This is a genomic window from Hallerella sp. (genome assembly GCF_022776125.1).
Classification (GTDB): Bacteria; Fibrobacterota; Fibrobacteria; order Fibrobacterales; family Fibrobacteraceae; genus Hallerella; species Hallerella succinigenes.
The window spans coordinates 1-20,625 of record NZ_JALFIA010000007.1 but is presented as its reverse complement, the minus strand read 5'-3'; the positions used below and the strand labels follow the sequence as shown (position 1 = coordinate 20,625).

Sequence of the window (20,625 nt, the reverse complement as noted above, 5' to 3'; positions counted from 1 at the left end):
AATAAACCTTATTGGCATGAATGTAAAAAAGTCCGCATCGCTGCGGACTTTTTTGAATTTATTTGTACGAACTCTTAGCCGTTTGCCTTCTTGAAATCGGCAACGGACTGAGCAAATTCAGCGAGGTAAGCCTTCGCCTGTTCCACGACAGCTGCCGGTTCATAACCGAACTTCTTTTCGAGGACAGATGCCGGAGCCGAAGCACCAAAGCGTTCGAGGCCTGCGACCTTACCAAAGCCACCGACGACATCCTTGAACAGGACCGGAAGACCGCTCGAAAGAGCAAACACCGGAGTCCAAGGAACGATGATGGAATCGCGATAAGCCTTGTCCTGGAGCGTGAAGAGCTTCGGGCTGATCATCGAAACGACGCGCACATTCTTGCCTTCCTTGCGGAGCACTTCTGCGGCTTCGTGTTCGAGATAAACGTCGGAACCGTTCGCAACGAAAGTCAGGTCCGGATTCTTGCCTGCCGGAGTATTGTCGCTCACGACATAAGCGCCCTTGCGGCACTTGGCGGCTTCCGCATAACGGGAGCTGCCCTGCGGGCACGGAAGAGAGCCGACCTTCTGGCGGGTCAAAATGAGAGCCGTCGGGCTGTCGGTATTTTCAAAAGCCATTTCCCATGCGACAGACGTTTCTGCCGGATCAGCCGGACGGAGAACGAGCATCTGGGAGCGACCGTCTTCCTTCATCAAATCTTCGAGAAGGCGAATCTGCGTTTCGTGTTCGATCGGCTGGTGAGTCGGACCGTCTTCGCCGACGCGGAAGCTGTCATGCGTAAAGACGTACTTCACCGGAAGGCCCTGGAGGGCGGCCATACGGATGACCGGCTTCATGAAGTCGCTGAACACGAAGAACGTGGCGCAAATCGGGTACAGACCTCCATGGAGAGCGAGACCGCAAGCGATAGCGCCCATGGTGAGTTCCGCAACGCCGACCTGGACAAATGCACCGCCAAAGTCACCCGGCGTCATGATGCGGGTTTCATTCAAGAACTTCTGAGTTTGGTCGCTGTTCGAAAGGTCTGCGGAGCTGCAGATGATATTCTTGTAATTCTTGGCGAGGTAAGAAAGGACCGTACCCGAGCTGTTACGGGTGGCAACGCCTTCCTTCTGTTCCAAATCCTTCAGGTTGAGCTGAATGCTCTTGCCGGAGAGCCATGACTGGATCGTCGCAGCCTTTTCCGGATTCTTCGCATCCCAGTCCGCCTTCTTTGCCTTCCATTCGGTTGCAATCTTTTCGAGTTCCTTCAAGCGTTCATCGAAAGCCTTCTTGACTTCCGGGAAGACTTCGAACGGATTTTCCGCATTACCGCCCAAACGACGGACGGTTTCTTCTGTCGAAGCGCCTGCGCCGGAAAGCGGCTGACCGTGTGTAGAAACCTTGCCTTCGAAAGATTCGCCGGCGGCACCGACTGCGCCCTTTGCCATCGTCGTGTGACCGATGATGATCGTCGGACGTTCGGTTTCTGCATAAGCAGCCTTGAAAGCGGTACGGAGTTCATCGACGTTTTCACCGTCGGCTTCGAGAACCCTAAAGCCCCAGGATTCATACTGCTTCTTGAAGTCCTGGTCCATGACGTCCTTGGTTTCGCAAGAAAGCTGTACACCGTTTGCGTCATAGAAGAAAATCAAATTGGAGAGCTTCAAGTGACCAGCCACGCGGCCGACACCGTAAGCGATTTCTTCCTGGATGCCGCCGTCCGAAACGAGCACAACCGTCTTGTGAGAGAGGATGTCACCGAACTGGGCGACCTTGTAACGTTCCGCAATCGCAACGCCCACAGCCATACCCTGACCGAGACCGAGAGGGCCCGAAGAGTTTTCGACTCCGTGTTCCACGGAGAGTTCCGGGTGACCGGAAGTGATGCTGCCGAACTGGCGGAAGTTCTTCAAGTCTTCCAAGGAAAGACGACCGGTGAGGACAAGTTCTGCATAGAGCAGCGGGGACATGTGGCCCGGGTCCATGAGGAAGCGGTCACGCGCTTCCCACTGCGGATTCTTCGGATCGAAACGGAGGAATTCCGCAAAAAGAAGAGTAATGGCCGTTGCGGCGCCCATTGCTCCACCCGGGTGTCCGGACTTGGCTTTTTCCACCATAGCGGCGGAAAGGATTCGCACGTTGTCTGCTGCTTTGAGAATAATTGAATTGTCCACAGGAAGCCTCTGTAAAAAATTTGCGCCCCAAATTTAGATTTAATTGCCGGTTTTCTCAACTGAAAAAAATAGAAAAGAACTATATTCCTGCTCAATGAAATACTTACAAACCCTTTTCAAGAACCTTACCCACCCGGCGGGGCTAATCGGTGCTGTCGTTGCGCTAGCGATTCCGTTTTTTATTTATTTAGGGCCAAATGTGGGAGCGAAAGACGTAATCCGCACCTTGGACCTGCGTATGCCGCTCCCCCTCTTTTTGGTGCAGCTTGCGCTCGGAATCTTGCTTTTTGGACTTCTTTTTAAGGATTTTCGCCAGTATTTCAAGGAGAAACTGCCCCCGAAGCCTTATATATTCCTAGTGGGAATTTTCGCTCTTGGGGCAACCCTCTTTGCCGGCTCGCAGATTGAAGCCCGCCACCGTGTGCAGAGCGATGAAAGCGTGTTCATGGCGATCGCCCAGAATATGTACTTCAACCAGACGACCGGCACTTGTGACGAAGGCGAATTCGAAAAAGGCAAATTGAACTGTTTCAAGGATTCCGACAGCTTTAAAACCAAGGGGCTTTCATTCCTGTACCTGCTCGGAATGCCGTTCTTTGGACCGGATCTGCACTGGATTTTCCACTGCGAACTCGCGATGCTCTTTTTTGCGGCACTGCTCCTATTTTTTGCCATCCGCGCGTGGACTTCCGACGACCTGATGTCAGCTCTTACGAGCATTCTTCTTTTTGCACAGCCGACGGTCCTTTTCCAATTCCGTTCGATGTCTGTCGAACCGCTCTATATTTTCCTCAGCGCTCTTTCGCTCTGGGTCCTCAAGTGGGCTTTTGACCGCAACACGCTTCGCCATTGGATCCTTTGCGCCCTCGTACTCGGATTCTTTGCGCAGACCCGCCAGGAAACGGTTTTCTGTTTTCTCGCCTTCCTCGTCGTCGCCCTGCCGAAGATTCTCGACAAAAAGGATTTGAAAGCCCCGGCGTTCTTTGTCACACTTTCGCTTTTTTCCGTTCCAATCCTGATTACAATCAGCTACTTCCAAGGTTACGGTTTCCAAGGCGGGCAGTACTCCGCCCACGGTCACTTCATTGAAAACCTGAAGAGCAACTGGGAAGTGATGACGAAGCCGCTCTCCGACAGCGGTCTGCTCGCAAACCCATTCCTTTCGAGCTTCAACTGGCTCTTTCTTTTGGGACTCGTAATCCTTGCCGCCTTGGTGGCCAAGGAGCTTCTTTCGAAAAATTACGGAACGAACACGAAAATCGCCGGATTCCTGCTATTGTACCATATTCAGACGTACATGATTCTCGAAAACGTTTCGGGCGACTTCAATATTGAAATCAACCAGCGTTACGCCCTCGTGATGATGCCGACCATGGCGTTCCTTGCGGCATTCGGTATTCGAAAGCTCCTTTACGTCGCCTATTTCCTCGCTGGAAAGACGAACCTGCAGAACGATTTCAAGGCAAATTTCGCCGTCACTTTGATCCTTTCCGTTATCGTCTGCGGCAACACGCTCGGTTACAAGGAAAGCTTCAACAAGAACATCATGTACAACCGCAACCATCTGACGACCGAAGAAGTCGAAATTTGGAAGTGGTTGAACCAGCAACCGAAAAAGCCTCGCCTGTTCGTGTACGGAAGGCCCTGGCATTTTGTCGCCTACGGACAGTCCGCAATCCATTACAACCGCGCCCGTCAGATTTCGAAAGATTCCCTGCAGAGCTTGATTCAAAAGTACGACGGCGAAGTATACTACATTCGCGGTCTCGACTGCTGGGATTCCAAAACGTACCATGCGAAGGCGGTGGAACATCGCATTCCGACGACCTGCGACATTTTTGAGCGCGAAGTGAAACTCGAAGACGTTTACCAGGTGCTGATTACCCGCAACTACTGGGTGACGATTAAAAAGATTTCGACCCGTCGCAATTACGATCCGGAAAAGCTCTTTGCCTTTGGATTCTGGCAGGGAGAGCCTTCCACGCAGACATTCATCTTTAACTCGTCCGAATACTTTGGCACCAAGGCTCCGTGGAAGATCCGCTTTACGTTGAACGGAGATTCGATTTATGCGAAGCCTTACCAGGCGGGCGATTACAGCGACACGCTCACCGGTCCCGTTTTAAAGCCCGGATACAACAAGCTCGAAGCGGACATTTACGACTCGACGACATCCGAATCGGTCGCCCACATTGAAAATTACCGTTTCTTCCGCTTTGAAGGGGCGCTCGAACTTTCCCAAATGCAGCCGACAGCGCACAAGCAGGCCTGGGGAAACCTGAGCAGGAACGCATCGGTCGAAGGGCACGCCTTTACGCTCAACGGCAAAAAGTTTACCGAAGGCTTTGGCGTTCACGCTTCGAGCGAAACGCACTTCGACTTGCAAGGCAAGTTCGAACGCTTGACCGCCATCGTCGGTCTTGACGAAGAAAGTCTTTGCAGCGACGGCATTGCGTACAAAGTTTTTGGCGACGGCAAGCTCCTTTACCAAAACCCGAACGTTACCATAGGAAAGCTGGATTCGTTAAACGTGATTGTGCACGGCGTCCGTGAACTTTTGATTTTGACCGATTCCCTTTCGAATAAAAACTGCGACCATGTGGACATTGTCCATCCGACTCTTTTTCCGAGCGGAAAGGTCGATTTAAAATCCGAGGTGAAATAGTGCTTTTATCCGTTATCGTACCCCTGTTTAACGAAGAAGAAATCGTCGCAAAGACCTTTTCGGTTCTCGAAGAGGAACTTCAAGATATCGAGCATGAACTGATCTTTGTGAACGACGGTTCTAAGGATCGTACCCGTGAAATTTTGGAAAAACTCTTAGAGCAGACTCCGCAGAATAAGCTTGTGAATTTTAGCCGCAATTTCGGTCACCAGGCAGCATTCAGCGCGGGATTAAAGCACGCCCAGGGCGACGCCGTCGTAATCATTGACGGCGACTTGCAGGATCCCCCTTCGCTGATCAAGGATATGCTTGTAAAATGGCGCGAAGGTTACCAGGTGGTCTATGCACAGCGCCACAAGCGCAAAGGCGAAACGATTTTTAAAAAAGCGACAGCGCACCTTTTTTACAAGGTCTTGCATTCGCTCACGAGCATTGAAATTCCGCAGGATACAGGCGACTTCCGTTTAATGGACCGTATCGTCGTGGACCAATTGAATGCCCTTCCCGAACGCAACCGTTTTTTGCGCGGGCTCGTCTGTTGGGTGGGATTCAAAAAAATCGGCATTCTTTACGATCGTGCAGAACGCACAGCGGGAACGTCCAAGTATCCGCTTCGCAAAATGTTGCGCCTTGCAATGGACGGTATCACAGGCTTTAGCACGACGCCATTGAAAATCAGCTTTTTGATGGGATTCCTTGCGACGATCATCGCCTTTGGCGTGTTCATCTGGAGCATTCTCGAAAAATTCTTAAGTCCTACGACAACGGTTCCTGGCTGGGCTTCCCTCATGACCGTAATCGTTTTCTTTGGCGGAATCCAGCTGATGTCAATCGGCATTGTCGGCGAATATATTGGGCGCATCTACGAAGAGGTCAAACAAAGACCGCTCTATATTGAGGATAAATCGAAATCCGGGTGCGGAATCCGGAATCCGAGCCGGGATGCCGTCCAAGATGGACCGTGTGGACTGCCACAATCTGCCGTTAAGCGATTCCCCGGAAAATGAAGTCTTTGAAAAGGCGCTTTCGTCAAACAAAGCCATCCTAGAGCCTTAGGAACCACTAAGAAAGCGATTTCAGTTTTTTTCAACTTTTTCTTTTTGAAAGTTTATGGGAAAAAAATTCCTATATTTTTCGCAATGAAATCCAAACTGTTTGTAATGAGCGCTCCGTCCGGAGCAGGAAAAACGACCTTAAAGGACTTGGTGATCAAGGAATTCCCGGATATGGTTTATTCCATTTCCGCAACGACCCGCGCTCCGCGGGAAGGCGAAGTGGACGGCACTCACTACTTCTTTAAGAGCCGTGACGAATTCAAACGCATGATTGAAAACAACGAACTTGTGGAATGGAACGAAGTCCACGGCAACTTCTACGGTACCCCGAAGAGCTTCGTCGAAAAGATGCTTTCCGAAGGCAAGCGCGTTCTTTTTGACCTAGATGTTTTCGGAAAAGTCAATTTCGACAAGGTTTACCCGGAAGCGATCGGTATTTTGATCCTTCCGCCGTCGCTCGAAATTCTCGAACAGCGCCTCCGCAACCGCAACACAGACTCGGACGAAGTCATCAGCCTGCGTTTGCACAACGCCCGCAAGGAAATCGAATTTGCCAAGCAGCACGGCAAGTATGAATACAAAATTGTCAACGACAATCTCGATGACGCAGTAAACCAGCTTCGAAAGATTCTTTCCAAGTAGTTTTGCAACAAATTTTCAAGTAAAATCCCTTTGCTAGTGCAAATGGATTTTTTTATCTTTGCCCGCTGGAAAATTCTTCAAGGACACGCACTATGAATCTTAATCCTCTTGCTGAAGCGCTCAACAGCGATCTCTCCGCTAACGGATCCTCCATCCTCCAAATGCTTTCCGAAAAGGGAAAGGCCATTTTCTTCCCGAGCAAGGGTATTCTTGGCCAAGGTGGCGAAGCAAAGGGTAAAGAAATCAATGCGACAATCGGTACCGCTCTCGAAGATGACGGTTCCCCGCTCGTTCTTCCGAGCGTGCTGAAGTCTTTGAACATGCCGAAGCAGTCCTTCCTCTATGCACCGAGCTACGGCAACCCGGACATCCGTGACGCATGGAAGGCTCAAATCATTCGCAAGAACCCGAGCCTCGAAGGCAAGTCCTTTTCCCGCCCGGTCGTTACCGCCGCTTTGACGCACGCCATTTCCATGGCCGGCTACCTGTTCCTCGATCCAAACGATAAGGTCATCATTCCTGACCTCTACTGGGACAATTACGAACTCGTGTTCGAAAACGCCTATGGTGCCAAAATTCAGACATACAACACCTTCAAGAACGGCGGTTTTGACGTCGAAGCTCTCGAAGAAGCTCTGAACAAGGACGGAATCGGCAAAAAGGTTCTCCTCTTGAACTTTCCGAACAACCCGACCGGCTACACTGCTACCGAAGAAGAAGCAAAGAAGATTACGGAAGTCCTCGTCCGCGCAGCCGAAAAGGGCAACAAGGTCGTCGCTCTCCTCGATGACGCCTACTTTGGACTTGTATACGAAGACGGCGTGACCCGCGAATCCCTCTTCACGAAGCTCCTCGACGCCCACAAGGACATCCTCGCTGTGAAGCTCGACGGTCCGACAAAGGAAGACTACGTCTGGGGATTCCGCGTGGGCTTTATGACATTCGGTTTCAAGGGTGCAACTCCGGAACAGCTCAAGGCTCTCGAAAGCAAGGCTGCAGGAGCTGTCCGCGGCAACATTTCCAACGCTCCGAACATTTCCCAGCGCATTCTCCTTGCCGCTTACAACAGCCCGGAATACGTAAAGGAAAAGGAAGAAAAGTATGCCGTGTTGAAGAAGCGTTACGACATCATCCAGGAAACGCTCGCTTCCCATCCGGAATACTCCGAAGCATTTGAACCTATGCCGTTCAACAGCGGTTACTTTATGTGCGTCAAGCCGAAGGGTGTCGACGCAGAAGCCGTTCGCGTTGAACTTCTTCAGAACTACAGCACGGGTACCATCATGCTCAAGGGCTTGCTCCGCCTCGCCTTCTCGGCCGTGCCGACGGCGAAGCTCCCGCAGCTCTTTGACAACGTGTACCACGCGATTCTAGCTCTCAAATCCAAGTAATAGGAGGCATCATGCCCGATTTCGCTACCTTGAACTACGACGGTAAGGATTACAACCTTCCGCTCGTAACTGGAACGGAAAACGAAAAGGCGATTGACATTTCCAAGCTCCGCAAGGACTCGGGTCTTGTCACGCTGGACTACGGCTACACGAACACGGGTAGTACGAAGAGCCAGATCACCTTTGTGGATGGTGAAAAAGGCATTCTTCGCTATCGCGGTTACAATATCGAAGACCTCGCCGCCTACACGACCTTCCCAGAAACGGCATGGCTTCTCATTTATGGAAATCTTCCGACACGTGAAGAACTCGGCACGTTCCGTCGTCTTTTGACGGAAAATGCCCTGATTCACGAAAACCTGTTGAACTTCTTCCGTGAAATGCCGCCTTCGGCGCACCCGATGGGCATTCTCGGTGCAGTCGTGAATGCGCTCGGCCTCTTTACCCCGCGCTTCTATGACGACGAAAGCAAGCAGGACGCATTCAACCTGACTGTCGCAAGCCTGATTTCCAAGGTGCGCACGATTGCAGCCTTCTCTTACAAGGCAAGCATCGGCGAACCGTTCGTCTATCCGGATGCGGAAAAGAGCTACTGTTCGAACTTCCTCAACATGATGTTTTCGAGCAAGGCAAAGCCTTACAACGTTGACCCGCTCTTTGTCCACGCACTGAACGTTCTTTTGATCGTCCACGCAGACCACGAACAGAACTGTTCGACTTCTACCGTCCGCATGGTCGGCAGTTCCCAGGCAAGCCTCTACGCAAGTATCTGCGCAGGCATCTGCGCCTTGTGGGGTCCGCTCCACGGTGGTGCAAACCAGGCAGCTCTCGAAACTTTGATGAAAATTCACCAGAGCGGTCTCACGGTCAAGCAGGTCATCGAAAAGGCAAAGAACAAAAAGGATCCGTTCAAACTGTACGGCTTCGGTCACCGCGTCTACAAGAACTATGACCCGCGTGCCAAGGTTCTCAAAGGCCTCGTTCACACGATTTTCGATCGCGAACATATTGCCGATCCACTGCTCGACATCGCAAGCGAACTCGAAGAAGCAGCCCTCAATGACGACTACTTCATTGAACGTAAGCTCTACCCGAACGTAGACTTCTACTCGGGCATCCTTTACCACGCCATGGAAATCCCGACGAACATGCTCACGGTGATGTTCGCCATCGGACGTCTCCCGGGCTGGATCGCTCATTGGAAGGAAATGCACGACGATCCTCTGTCGAAGATCAACCGTCCGCGTCAAATCTACACGGGCTACGCAGAACGTCCGTGGCTCCCGATTGACAACCGCGGTTAATTCCCAAGATTCAAAAAAAGGCTCGCATCAAACGATGCGGGCCTTTTTTCAACTTTAAAAAATTATTCGTCGGAATCCAAGATGCGCAAGTAGCTCGCATAGCGGGCCTTCGGAATTTCGCCCGATTCTACACGGGCAAGCACATCGCAGCCCGGTTCGTTGATATGCATGCAATCGTTGTACTTACAAGTAAAGAATTCACCAGGGAAAAATCCCGGGAACGAACGAGCCAAATCATGACCGTCCATTTCCACGACTCCTAGTTCACGGATCCCCGGCGTATCGATTATGCGACCGCCGAAAGGAAGATCGAAGAGGCTCGAAGAAGTCGTCGTATGACGGCCCTTGCCGTCGAGTTCACGGACTTCTCCCACGTTCAGCTGAGCCTCGGGTACAAGAGCGTTCACTAGACTCGACTTGCCGACTCCGCTCTTTCCCGAAAGCACGGAATTTTTGCCTTTCAAAACTTCACGCAGTTCATCGAGGCCTTTACCCGATTTGCAGCTCACGCAAATGAACTTGTCGACGATCGAAATAAAATCCTTCACGTTCTGCGGAATTTCTTCGATAAGGTCCGTCTTGTTCAAGACCATCACGAGCGGCAAATTGCAAAGGTTCGCCGCGAGCAAAAAGCGGTCCGCAAAGCCGTAGTTGAACGGAGGCTCGGCAACACTCGAAACGACCACGACCTGGTCGATGTTTGCCGCGAGAACGAGTTCCCTGCGGGACTTGTCCTTGGGACCGGGACGCACGAGTGCCGACTTTCTCGGCAGCACGCGGAGCAGCGAATAAGGTGCATCTTCTTCCGCGTTTTTAGCACGGGCAATAATCACCTGATCACCAACAACCGGAAATTCCTTTAATTCGTAAACGACCGCGGCGCGGTAAGTCGCATTCACGCTGTCGCCGTTCGGCAGTCTCACGACGCAAGTTCTGCGGTGGACTTCCACAACCAAGCCTTCCACGGAATCGTCCGCATCAAACTTTTCGGAAGGATCCTTGATTTTTTTGATTTTAGGCTTTTTGAATTCACGGCTCCAACGTTCCTTGATCGGGCGGTCGTCGAGCGTTCCGCGCTTCCACATTTCCATCGTGTTCACACGTCGAGCGCGTGCGTCGCGGCGGAATGTGCGGCCAGAGTGTTCTTCTTCCTGATCGTTGTCGAGTTCGTGATTCATCTGCCTTAATTTAGAATATTTTCTTCTTTTTTTATCTTTTGACGTATGCCTTCGCTTTTTAAAATGTCCCGAGCCGAAAACATCGTGATTGCAATCGTCACGCTTTCCGTCGGATACTTTCTGTCAAAAGGGATCTATACCCCATCCAGTTTTATCGCTGACGCATGCGCTTTTGCATTCGCTATCGCCTTTGGAAATATTTACAACGACCTGTTGGACGTGGAAGCGGACAGGGTGAACAAGCCTGATCGTCCGATTCCTTCGGGAAAAGTTTCCCCGTTTGCGGCCAAGGTCGCATGCCTCATCTGCATCGTTTTAACACTTCTCCTCTCGGCGATCCCCGGAACGCAGCACCTGGTGCACCTCGGATTTTTTTCAGGCATTTTGCTTCTGCTCTCTTTATACGACAAAATTTTGAAAAAGATTCCGCTTGTGAAAAACGTCACGGTCGCCGTCCTCTGTGCAACGCCCATTCTGCGAGCCGCATTCCTGACAGACGCCGTATTTGAACCTCTTTACGCCACCGCAGGCTTCGCCTTTTTGTTCACGCTCGCCCGGGAAATCTTAAAGGACTTGGAAGATGCAAACGGCGACTTGAAAGCAGGCATCGCCACATTCCCTCTAATCGCCGGCAAAGAACAAGCTCAAATGCTTGCAAGCCTCATCATCGGATTTGGACTTTTTTCGATTCCGATGCCCGTCCTTTTGAACTGGTTCCACCCAGCCTTTTTGTTTGTGCTCATTCCGCTAATGCCCACATGTATCGCCTTGATTCACACGACCTATAAAAAGAAGTACCGCGCCGCCCAAAAGATGACAAAGCTTGCGATGATCACGGGTCTTGTCGTACTGATTCTGACCGGTTTTCTATAAGAAGTTCCTATGAAAAAAGTCCTCGGCTTTATCGTTCTCGGCGTCCTGTTCATCGCTTCGCTCCACATCACGCGAATTTTTTTGCAGCAGAAAAAAGACGCCGAAACCTTCAACAGCCACGTGGACGAATTCAACGCTTGCTCCGAATTAAGGCACTGGAAGTGCGCCGAGAAGAATCTCGATTTTCTCTTAAAAAAACTTCCAAACGACACCAATCTGCAAATGCATTATGCAGGCATTCTCTTTGAACAGGGCCGCTACGAGGAATGCATTTCCTACATCGAATCCCGCAACTTCCATTCGGCGGACTTTGACTTTCTGATTGAAAAGTCCAAATTTTTGATCCGCGAACGGGATGAACTCGGCATTCAAAATTTCGGGCATTTCCGTTTAGAGCTCGAAGATTACGCAGACCCGATCGAAGTGCAAGAAGCCCTGAGCGTTCTCGAAATCGCTTACGATTCCCTCGCGAACCTTTTCCAGTTCTACCCCGAAAACACCATTCTCGTGGTGATGTACCAGTCCAAGGATTTTCAAGGCGTGGGTGATCATCCCGACTGGGTCGGAGCCGTTTACGACGGAAAGATCCGAATCCCAGCGAACCTGATGCACTACCGCGCAATTTACCGTCCGATTCTTTTTCATGAGCTGACCCACGCCTTTGTGCATCAGATGACCCGCGCCAAGGTTCCGCAATGGTTGAACGAAGGCATTGCGCAGGTAATCGACGGATCGCGCTCCGGTCTTCCGCAGCCGACAGGTCCAGTGCCGAGCCTCAAAGCTTTAACGGAAAGCTTCACCAAGTATTCTGACCGAACGACCGTAGAACGCTTGTACTGGTACTCTCAAAAGATGGTGGAAACGCTCCTATCGAACGCACAAGACGACCGGTTCGTCAAACTTCGCAACGTATTTGTCGATTTGCAAAAATCCAGCGTAGACGATGCACTGGCACGACATTTTTGTAAAAAACAGGGGGACCTGCTTTACAATTTTGTTGAAAGAAAATAAAAAACCGAAACGCCCTCGTATTGTGATACTGAAGCCCCCTTTTTAAATTAACGGCATCACTAGAGAGGTCCCCATGTTGGATGAACTTCACGAAGAATGCGGCGTCATCGGAATTTACAATGGTGAAAACGTCGCCCGCAATGTTTGTATGGGACTCTACGCTCTACAGCATCGCGGCCAAGAAAGCGCCGGCTTCGCCATCTCCAACGGAGAAAAAATCCGAGTCCGTAAATCCATGGGACTGGTTTCCACTCTCCTTCGCGAACACAACGTCGACGAATTGCAAGGCTTTGCCGGAGTCGGTCACGTCCGCTACAGCACAACAGGCTCAAGCACCCTTGCAAATGCCCAACCGATTCTCATCAGCTGCAAATGGGGACAGCTCGCAATTGCGCACAACGGCAACCTGACCAACGCCGCCGAACTCCGTGCAGAAATGGAAGAAGCGGGTCACATTTTCCAGACCACTTCCGACTCCGAAATCTTTTTGCACGAAATCGCCCGCACACAGGCTCCAAACTTAAAGGAAGCGATCAAAAAAGCGATTTCCAAGCTCACCGGTTGCTTCTGCATGCTGATCCTTTCGAAAGACACTCTCTACGTTGCCCGAGACGGTTTCGCCTTTAGACCGCTTTCCATCGCAAGACTTGGAAACAGCTGGTGCGTCGCCAGCGAAACCTGCGCATTCGACCTTTTAGGCGCAAACTACGTGCGAGACATTCAACCGGGAGAACTTTTGACGATTACGAAGGAAGGCCTCCAGTCCGAAACCTTCACCCAAAAAGGTCGCCTCGCCCACTGTATTTTCGAATACATCTACTTTGCCCGCCCGGACTCCAAGATCTTTGAGCAGAGCTGCGACAAGATCCGCCGCAAAATGGGCAAGCAGCTCGCCCGTGAATGCCCTGTCGATGCGGACATCGTAATTCCGGTCCCGGATTCTTCGACAACAGCGGCTTTGGGCTTTGCCCGCGAATCCGGCATCAAGTTTGAAATCGGACTCTTGCGGAACCACTACGTCGGCAGAACCTTTATCGACCCGACACAAAACGTACGTTCCCAAAAGGTACGCCTCAAGTTCAACCCGATCGAAGGCGTCCTCAAAGGTCGCAAGGTCTGCGTTGTCGATGATTCCATTGTCCGCGGCACGACGCTGAAAATCCTGTCCAAAATGCTCCGCGATTCGGGCGCCTTAGAGGTTCACATCCGCATCGCATCGCCTCCGGTCGCGCACGCCTGCTACTTCGGCATGGATTTTCCAAACGCAGGCGAACTGGCCGCAAGCAGCATGAGCCCGCAGGAAATCGCTAAAATGCTCGGAGTCGAAAGCCTTGGCTACCTGAGCATTGCAGGCATGAAGGAATGTACTTCGGCTCCTAGCGACTACTGCGCAGCCTGTTTTGACGGCATTTACCCCGAATACATCGGAAAAGAAGCCGGTAAATTCAGCTGCGGCTAGTTTTTTGTTATAATTGGCGCCGTGAAATTCTCTAAAGGCGTCATCGACGGACTTCCCATCGGAATCGGCTATTTTGCCGTTTCTTTCTCTTTCGGTATCGCAGGTTCCAAGATTCTCTCTTGGCCGCTTGTAACGCTTATATCCATGACCAATCTGACTTCTGCAGGTCAATTTGCAGGACTTCAGATTATGCAGGCGGCAGGCACGCTGATCGAAATGATCATTGCGATGTTCTTTATCAACCTGCGCTATTCCCTCATGGCCATTTCCCTTTCGCAAAAGGTGACGCCGAGTTTTGGAACTTTGCAACGCCTTCTTTTGAGTATTGGCATTACCGATGAAATTTACGCCGTCGCAATCGGTTCCAAAGAAAAAGTGAATCCGCTGTATTTTTTTGGTCTCTCGGTTCTTCCGTATCTCGGCTGGTTCACGGGAACGCTTTGCGGTGCAATCGCCGGCGAAATTTTGCCTGCCATTTTGACGAACGCCTTGGGCGTTGCGCTTTACGGCATGTTCATTGCGATTGTCGTTCCGCCGATGAAGACGCATAAGCCTACAAGCATTGCCGTCGCGATTGCAGTCGCCCTCAGTTGCGCTTTTTATTACGTGCCTGTGCTGCAAAACGTTTCTGCGGGCTTTGCGATCATTATTTGCGCGGTCATCGCTTCGCTTCTTTGCGCGAGGTTCTTCCCGATCAAGAAAACAGAAGAGGCGAAAGCATGAAACTACACGATTTTGCCCTGTATCTGTTTGCGATGTCGGGCGTTACTTACTTGCTCCGGACGATTCCTTTCATTTTGCTGAAAAAGCAGTTGAAAAGCGAATTCTGGAATTCTTTCCTCGCTTATATTCCGTACACGGTGCTTGCCGCGATGACTGTCCCTGCGATTTTCCATGCGACGAATAATCGGATTTCGGGCATTGCAGCCTTTATCGCTGCGGTCACCGCATCGCTTTTGGGGCGCGGTCTTGTTATCGTCGCCTGCGCAGCGACAGCCGCCGTACTTTTTGTCGACGGAATAATCCCTTAATTTGTTATCTTTTGCCACAAACTTAGATGAGGTAAGCCATGCATTCTTCACGCGAGAATTGGGGCTCGAAACTTGGCGTTATTTTGGCAGTCGCCGGTAGCGCCGTCGGACTCGGCAATTTTTTACGTTTTCCTGTGCAAGCGGCTACAAACGGCGGCGGCACATTCATCATCCCTTACATCATTGCGTTCATCGTACTAGGCATTCCCCTGTCGTGGATTGAATGGACTCTTGGACGTTATGCGGGCATTCTCCGCCACGGTACTTCTCCGGGCGCTTACGACAAGATCATCGGCAAGCCTTGGGGAAAGTACCTCGGTTCGATCGGCCTTCTTCCGCCGCTCTTTATTATTTTCTATTACGTCTTTATTGAATCCTGGATTCTCGCCTTTACCTGGTATTCCCTCAACGGCAAGTTGATGGAAGTCGTCCAGGCGGGTAAAATCACGGAATTCTTTGGGAACTTTATTGCGTTGAACGAAAAGATTGGCGCTTTCCCGGCTGCAATCGTCTTCTTTGCCATTACCTTTATCTGCAACATGGCCTTGATTTCCTTCGGTGTGCGCAAGGGCATCGAACGTGTGAACAAGATTTCAATGCCGATCCTTGTGGTCATGGGCATCATCCTTGTGATTCGCGTTCTCACGCTTCCGGGCATTAGCAAGGGCCTCGCCTTTATGTGGAATCCGGACTTTTCGGCTCTGACAAACCCACAGGTTTGGCTTGCTGCCGCAGGCCAGGTATTCTTCACCATGAGCCTTGGCATGGGCATCGTGTTCTGCTATGCGAGCTACACCAAGCGTCACGAAGACCTGGTGGTATCCTCCCTTTCCGCTGACGCCGCAAACGGTTTTGCAGAAATCATCCTAGGCGGTACGATTGTGATTCCACTCGCGGTCATCGTCATCGGTGCAAACATAGACGAATGTGCAAAGCTCGGAACTTTCGGTCTCGCATTCCAGAGCATGCCGCTCGTCTTTAGCAAGCTTCCGTTCGGCAGTGCCTTTATGACACTCTGGTTCTTAATGCTCTTTATCGCCGGCGTGACAAGCGCCATTTCGATTATCCAGCCGCTCATCAGCTTCTGCGAAGACGACCTCAAGTTCAGCCGCAAGAGCGCCGTGACGACGGTCGGTCTCATTTCCCTTGTCGGTGGCATTCTCGCGATTGCGGGCCTTGCCGCAGGCGCCGTCGACGAACTCGACTTCTGGGGCGGAAGCTTCCTACTTGTGCTTCTCGGAACGATTCAAGCGATTGTCTTCGCCTTTGTCCTCGTCCGTAAAAAGTCCGAAACGGTTCCTCTTGAATCCGAAGCCTTCGCCCTCTTGAACGAAGGCGCGACGATCAAGCTTCCGAAGGTGTTCCGTATGATCATCCAGTACGTCTGTCCGACAGCTCTTGTCGTTTTGCTCATTTCTTGGATCCTTCACGACGGTTTGAACATTCTGTTGCTCCGTCATATTGCCGATGACGCCATGGTGCAGTTCTTTGGAATTTCCCTGTCGCAAAAGGCATTCACCCAAGGTTTCCGCCTGTTCTTGATTCTTTCGGCAGTCCTTGTGAACGTCGCCATTTGGTACGCCTGGAAGAGCGGTCGCGCAACGGGCCGTGATCCGAAGATCAAAAAGGTTAGCATTGGTCAATCCGAGGAGGACGCATAATGGAACTCACTACTGGTGGACTGATTTTTATGATTGCATCTTGGGTTGCGATTCTTGGCCTGAACATTTTCTGCTTCTCCAAGATCTTTGGAAAAAAGAAATAAGAGAACAGACAGTCTGATTTCAAAAAGGAAACCGTCGGCGGTTTTGAATACATACAATGAAAATCGCACCCATTCGGGTGCGATTTTTTTTGAACTTCTGAAATTCAAAAAGAACTCAGTTCAATTCCATATTATCGATCAAGCGGGTCTTGCCAAAGAAAGCGGCAATGAGGATCACGGACGGTTCATCAACGGTGCCGCTTGTATTCGCAAAAAGAGTCTTCTGACTTGCGATTTCAATGTACTGCACCACGCCGCCGGCCTTCGCCACGTTTTCCTGGATTTTGGAACGGAGCCTGTTCACATCCTTTTCGCCTGCTTCATAAGATGCCTTGGCATCGAGGAGAGCCTTGGAAATCGCAACCGCTGCGCCGCGTTCCACATCGTTCATGTATTCGTTGCGACTCGAACGGGCAAGTCCCGAAGCTTCGCGCACAATCGGAAGCGTGTGAATTTCAATCGGCATATTCAGATCCTTCACCATGCGCTTGATAAGGAAAGCCTGCTGGTAATCTTTTTTGCCAAAATAGGCACGATCTGCGCCAGAGATGTTGAAGAGCTTTGTCACCACGGTCAATACGCCGCGGAAATGTCCCGGACGGGTCGCACCGCAGTAAAGGCATTCCATCGTTTCATCGCGCACGAGCGTCAGCGGATCTCCATCCGGATACATTTCTGCCGGAGTCGGAGCAAACACAAAATTGCCGCCGTGAGCGTCGACGAGTTCTGCATCTTTTTCCAAGCGACGCGGATACTTGTCGAGATCTTCATTCTTGCCAAACTGGATCGGATTCAGAAATACGCTCACGACCGTCACATCGTTTTCCTTGGCAGAAGCGTCCACCAAGCTCATATGACCTTCATGCAAAGCGCCCATCGTCGGAACGAGGCCGATGCTCTTGCCTGCTTTCTTCAACGGGAGAAGTTCTGCACGGAGTTCTGCAATCGTCTTGACAATTTTCATTTTATTTAGCCACCTTCAGGAGCAAAGTAAGTTGTCTGCGTCGGCGCTGCTGCTATCGCGTTCAGCACCATCTGCAGATGTTTTTCGTTGTTGACAAAATCGATTTTATTCGTATTGATGATCAGAACAGGCGCCTTGGTGTAATGCCAAAAATGATGATCGTAGCGCTGTAACAGATCGCGCAGATAATTGCCTTCGATGGATTTTTCCATCGCGCGTCCGCGCTTGCTGATGCGGCTCAAGAGGGTCGGAACATCGGCTTGCAAATAGATGATCAAGTCCGGATGCGGAAGGCTCGTCGAAAGGCTGTTCGAAACCGTATCGTACATGGCCATTTCGCTGTCCGTCAAATTCTGGAGAGCAAAGATGCGGTCCTTTTCAAACGTGTAATCGCTCACGACGTTGTGACGGAACAGGTCGTTCTGCACAAAGGCGTCTTGGAACTGGCGCAGGCGCGACAACAAAAAGAAGAGCTGCGTCTGGAAAGCATAAGCAGCCGGATTTTCATAAAAGCGTTCCAGGAACGGGTTTTCTTCGAACTGTTCCAATACGAGATTCGCCCCGAGTTCCTTGGCAAGGATTCGAGCGAGCGAAGTTTTACCGGCACCGATCACACCGTCAATCGCGACAAAATGCACACGTTCCGGAAGCTTTATTGTCGCTTCCGATTTCGACTGTCCTACAAATGCTTCATTCATCGCCCACCTCCACTTTCTTGAAATCCACATCGACGCCGGAGAATTTCAGTTCATCCAAGATTTTCTTCGCCTTCTTTCCGAGCAACGGATCGACCCAGTCCGGGTCCAGTTCCACAAGCGGGACCATCACAAAGCCACGGCTCGTGACAAGAGGATGCGGCACCGTCGGACCGTCCTGTTTCCCCTTGCGAATGCATTCGCCGTAGTAGAGCAGGTCCATGTCGATTTCACGTTGTTCCCAATGTCCACGCGGACGTCTTCCCAAAAAGAGTTCCGCGCCCTTGAGATAATTCAAAAGTTTTTCGGGACCTTTGCCATACCAGAATGTCACGACCTGATTCAAGAAAGGTCCTTGGTTTTGCGGACCGACAGGCGAGGTCTCGTAGATGGAACTTTCCTTCCAACCGCCCAAGGATATTTTTTTTAACATCAATCGAGCTTCCGCGAGACGTTTGCCTCGTGGAGTGATGTTACTGCCTAAAGCGATGAAGACGCGTTCCAAAGATTCCACAAGTGCCAATATAGATTTTTTTATGTATATTTAGCGGCGGACAAAGCATTCTCGCTTTTTCCTTTATTCATATTACATCTTTTTTATTTCTTTTATAGTTCGCAGGAGACCCTGTGCCAAGACCGAAGAAAAATAACGGTTCTTTTTCCGTTCAATTGATTTCTGATATGGTTCCCCCGGATGCCCCGACCCCAGATCTTTCCGCTCTGGGAGATCTCGCCGCTCCGATTACTTTCCCCGAAGACCAGCCGAAGCCTGAAGAAGCTCCGAAACGCCGTGGACGCCCCCGTAAAAACGCAGTCCCCAAAGAAATAAGCATAAAACAGGATTCCGCACCGGAAGTGCAAGAACAGCCTAACACCGTCGAAGCACCGGAAATGTCCGCTCCGACATCGGAACTTTTCGGTGAACCGGAAGCCGTCGTCACTCCGGGCACAAGCGAACTCACTGAAGAAAATCAGGGTTCTCTCCCGAACAACGACGGAACCTTCTCCGAAAATTCCATGGAAGCCGCACAGAATAATCCGGCGCTCGAAGCTCCGGCACCCGATGCCCCGGCATTCGGCGGAAACGGCAACAACAATCGCCGTTTCAACAACAACGGCAATAATCGACAACACGGCAAGTTCAATAAGTTTAGCAAGAACAAGTACGGTCGCAACAACCGTTTCTTGCCGCAAGACGATATCCCGGACGATCAGCTCCAGGCTCCTCCGGCCGACCCGGAAAAGGTCGCCATCGCCATGCATCGCTGGCGCGAACTCCGCAATACGCCGATGTTCGATTTGCAGGAAAAAGCAAACGCACTGAACATACCGGACGTGAAGAGACTTCGCAAGCAGGCTTTGATTTACCGCTTGCTCGCGGCCATTTCCGGCGAAGGCGCTCCGATTTATACGGAAGGCACTCTCGAAATTATGAAGGAAGGCTACGGATTCCTCCGCAACGCCGACCTGAACTACCTCGCCGGTCCTGACGATATCTACATCAGTCCGAACCAGATTCGCCGTTTCGAGCTCAAGTCCGGCGACTCGATCACGGGTCTTGTCCGTCAGCCGCGCGACAACGAACGCTACTTCGGTCTCGCCCGCGTCGATACGATCAACGGCGAAGATCCGGCAAAAGCAAAGCACCGTGTCGCCTTCGAATACTTGACCCCGATTCATCCGTATCAAAAGCTGAATCTCGAATGGCGTCAGGACGAATATTCGACCCGCATCATGGATCTTTTCTCCCCGATCGGTAAGGGTCAGCGCAGCATCTTGCTCGCTCCGCCGCGTACCGGTAAGACGGTTCTTTTGCAGAACATCGCAGGCGCGATTGCCAAGAACCATCCGGAAGTCAAGCTCTTTGTGCTTTTGATCGATGAACGTCCGGAAGAAGTGACCGACATGCGTCGCCATGTGAAGGGTGAAGTCATCGCTTCCACTTTCGATGAACCTCCTGAACATCACACGCAGGTTGCCGACATCCTTCTTGAAAAGGCAAAGCGCCTTGTCGAATACGGCAACGACGTCGTAATCCTTCTTGATTCCATTACGCGCTTTGCCCGTGCAAACAACGTGGTGATTCCGCATTCCGGCAAGATTCTTTCCGGTGGCGTAGATGCTCTTGCCATGCAACGCCCGAAGCGTTTCTTCGGTGCTGCCCGAAAAATCGAAAATGGCGGTTCCCTCACGATTATCGGTACCGCTTTGATCGAAACCGGCAGCCGTATGGATGAAGTCATCTTTGAAGAATTCAAGGGTACCGGCAACATGGAACTCGTGCTCGACCGCCGCATTTCCGAAAAGCGTATCTGGCCGGCTATCGACATTTTCAAATCCGGCACTCGCAAGGAAGAACTTCTTCTCGACGAAGATACCCTCCGCCGCGTCTGGATTTTGCGCAAGTTCCTCCAGGAACAGACCTCCGTGGAA

Annotated in this window: 17 protein-coding genes; 12 read left to right on the top strand and 5 right to left on the bottom strand. The window is 51.2% G+C overall.

The annotated features are described in order from the left end of the window. Positions 1–74: 74 nt before the first annotated feature. On the bottom strand, positions 75–2,159 hold the full coding sequence (locus MR847_RS00845; protein ID WP_287722638.1) for a transketolase family protein: 2,085 nt from the start codon (positions 2,157–2,159) through the stop codon (positions 75–77). A gap of 94 nt (positions 2,160–2,253) precedes the next feature. Between MR847_RS00845 and MR847_RS00840 the strand changes: the two genes are divergently transcribed. The 5 genes from MR847_RS00840 (at position 2,254) to MR847_RS00820 (ending at position 9,216) form a co-directional block, all read left to right on the top strand. Continuing rightward, positions 2,254–4,824, top strand: coding sequence for an NPCBM/NEW2 domain-containing protein (locus tag MR847_RS00840; protein WP_287722636.1), 2,571 nt, complete (start codon positions 2,254–2,256; stop codon positions 4,822–4,824). After that, positions 4,824–5,831, top strand: a complete 1,008-nt coding sequence (locus tag MR847_RS00835) for a glycosyltransferase (protein WP_287722634.1) — start codon at positions 4,824–4,826, stop codon at positions 5,829–5,831. The genes MR847_RS00840 and MR847_RS00835 overlap by 1 nt, the downstream gene beginning before the upstream one ends. A gap of 132 nt (positions 5,832–5,963) precedes the next feature. Beyond that, a complete protein-coding gene (gmk, locus tag MR847_RS00830; protein ID WP_287722633.1) occupies positions 5,964–6,521 on the top strand; it encodes a guanylate kinase in 558 nt (185 codons plus the stop codon). A 92-nt stretch (positions 6,522–6,613) separates the two neighbouring features. Beyond that, positions 6,614–7,912 carry an aminotransferase class I/II-fold pyridoxal phosphate-dependent enzyme gene (locus MR847_RS00825; protein WP_277000918.1) on the top strand — a complete coding sequence of 433 codons (1,299 nt, stop codon included), beginning with the start codon at positions 6,614–6,616 and terminating at the stop codon, positions 7,910–7,912. 11 nt (positions 7,913–7,923) lie between these two features. After that, the gene (locus MR847_RS00820; protein WP_106520018.1) at positions 7,924–9,216 is read left to right on the top strand and encodes a citrate synthase; all 1,293 of its coding nucleotides are present in this window, start codon (positions 7,924–7,926) and stop codon (positions 9,214–9,216) included. Between the two features lie 62 nt (positions 9,217–9,278). Here the strand turns inward: MR847_RS00820 and rsgA are convergent, their stop codons facing one another. Then, positions 9,279–10,394 (bottom strand): ribosome small subunit-dependent GTPase A, encoded by a 1,116-nt coding sequence (rsgA, locus tag MR847_RS00815; RefSeq protein ID WP_287722629.1) that lies wholly within the window; start codon positions 10,392–10,394, stop codon positions 9,279–9,281. A gap of 45 nt (positions 10,395–10,439) precedes the next feature. Here rsgA and MR847_RS00810 point away from each other — a divergent pair, with 45 nt between their 5' ends. The 6 genes from MR847_RS00810 (at position 10,440) to MR847_RS00785 (ending at position 16,429) form a co-directional block, all read left to right on the top strand. Continuing rightward, positions 10,440–11,267, top strand: coding sequence for a geranylgeranylglycerol-phosphate geranylgeranyltransferase (locus tag MR847_RS00810; protein WP_287722627.1), 828 nt, complete (start codon positions 10,440–10,442; stop codon positions 11,265–11,267). Positions 11,268–11,276: 9 nt separating this feature from the next. Continuing rightward, complete coding sequence (locus MR847_RS00805; RefSeq protein ID WP_287722626.1) at positions 11,277–12,278, top strand: gluzincin family metallopeptidase; 1,002 nt, start codon at positions 11,277–11,279, stop codon at positions 12,276–12,278. 73 nt (positions 12,279–12,351) lie between these two features. Next, the gene (purF, locus tag MR847_RS00800; protein ID WP_106520014.1) at positions 12,352–13,737 is read left to right on the top strand and encodes an amidophosphoribosyltransferase; all 1,386 of its coding nucleotides are present in this window, start codon (positions 12,352–12,354) and stop codon (positions 13,735–13,737) included. Positions 13,738–13,758: 21 nt separating this feature from the next. Then, positions 13,759–14,460, top strand: a complete 702-nt coding sequence (locus MR847_RS00795) for an AzlC family ABC transporter permease (RefSeq protein WP_287722623.1) — start codon at positions 13,759–13,761, stop codon at positions 14,458–14,460. Next, positions 14,457–14,768, top strand: a complete 312-nt coding sequence (locus MR847_RS00790) for an AzlD domain-containing protein (RefSeq protein ID WP_106518926.1) — start codon at positions 14,457–14,459, stop codon at positions 14,766–14,768. Before MR847_RS00795 ends, MR847_RS00790 begins: the two co-directional genes overlap by 4 nt. Before the next feature lie 38 nt (positions 14,769–14,806). Further along, positions 14,807–16,429, top strand: a complete 1,623-nt coding sequence (locus MR847_RS00785) for a sodium-dependent transporter (RefSeq protein ID WP_277000934.1) — start codon at positions 14,807–14,809, stop codon at positions 16,427–16,429. A gap of 219 nt (positions 16,430–16,648) precedes the next feature. Here the strand turns inward: MR847_RS00785 and panC are convergent, their stop codons facing one another. The 3 genes from panC to folK are packed head-to-tail and all read right to left on the bottom strand — an operon-like array spanning position 16,649 to position 18,706. Then, positions 16,649–17,497, bottom strand: a complete 849-nt coding sequence (gene panC, locus MR847_RS00780) for a pantoate--beta-alanine ligase (RefSeq protein WP_100424511.1) — start codon at positions 17,495–17,497, stop codon at positions 16,649–16,651. A 5-nt stretch (positions 17,498–17,502) separates the two neighbouring features. Continuing rightward, positions 17,503–18,195 carry a deoxynucleoside kinase gene (locus tag MR847_RS00775; RefSeq protein ID WP_287722618.1) on the bottom strand — a complete coding sequence of 231 codons (693 nt, stop codon included), beginning with the start codon at positions 18,193–18,195 and terminating at the stop codon, positions 17,503–17,505. Further along, positions 18,188–18,706 (bottom strand): 2-amino-4-hydroxy-6-hydroxymethyldihydropteridine diphosphokinase, encoded by a 519-nt coding sequence (gene folK / locus MR847_RS00770; RefSeq protein ID WP_277000939.1) that lies wholly within the window; start codon positions 18,704–18,706, stop codon positions 18,188–18,190. Before folK ends, MR847_RS00775 begins: the two co-directional genes overlap by 8 nt. 743 nt (positions 18,707–19,449) lie before the next feature. On the opposite strand from folK, the gene rho reads away from it, so the two are divergent. After that, on the top strand, positions 19,450–20,625 hold a 1,176-nt coding region (gene rho / locus MR847_RS00765), incomplete at its 3' end, for a transcription termination factor Rho (protein WP_287722640.1).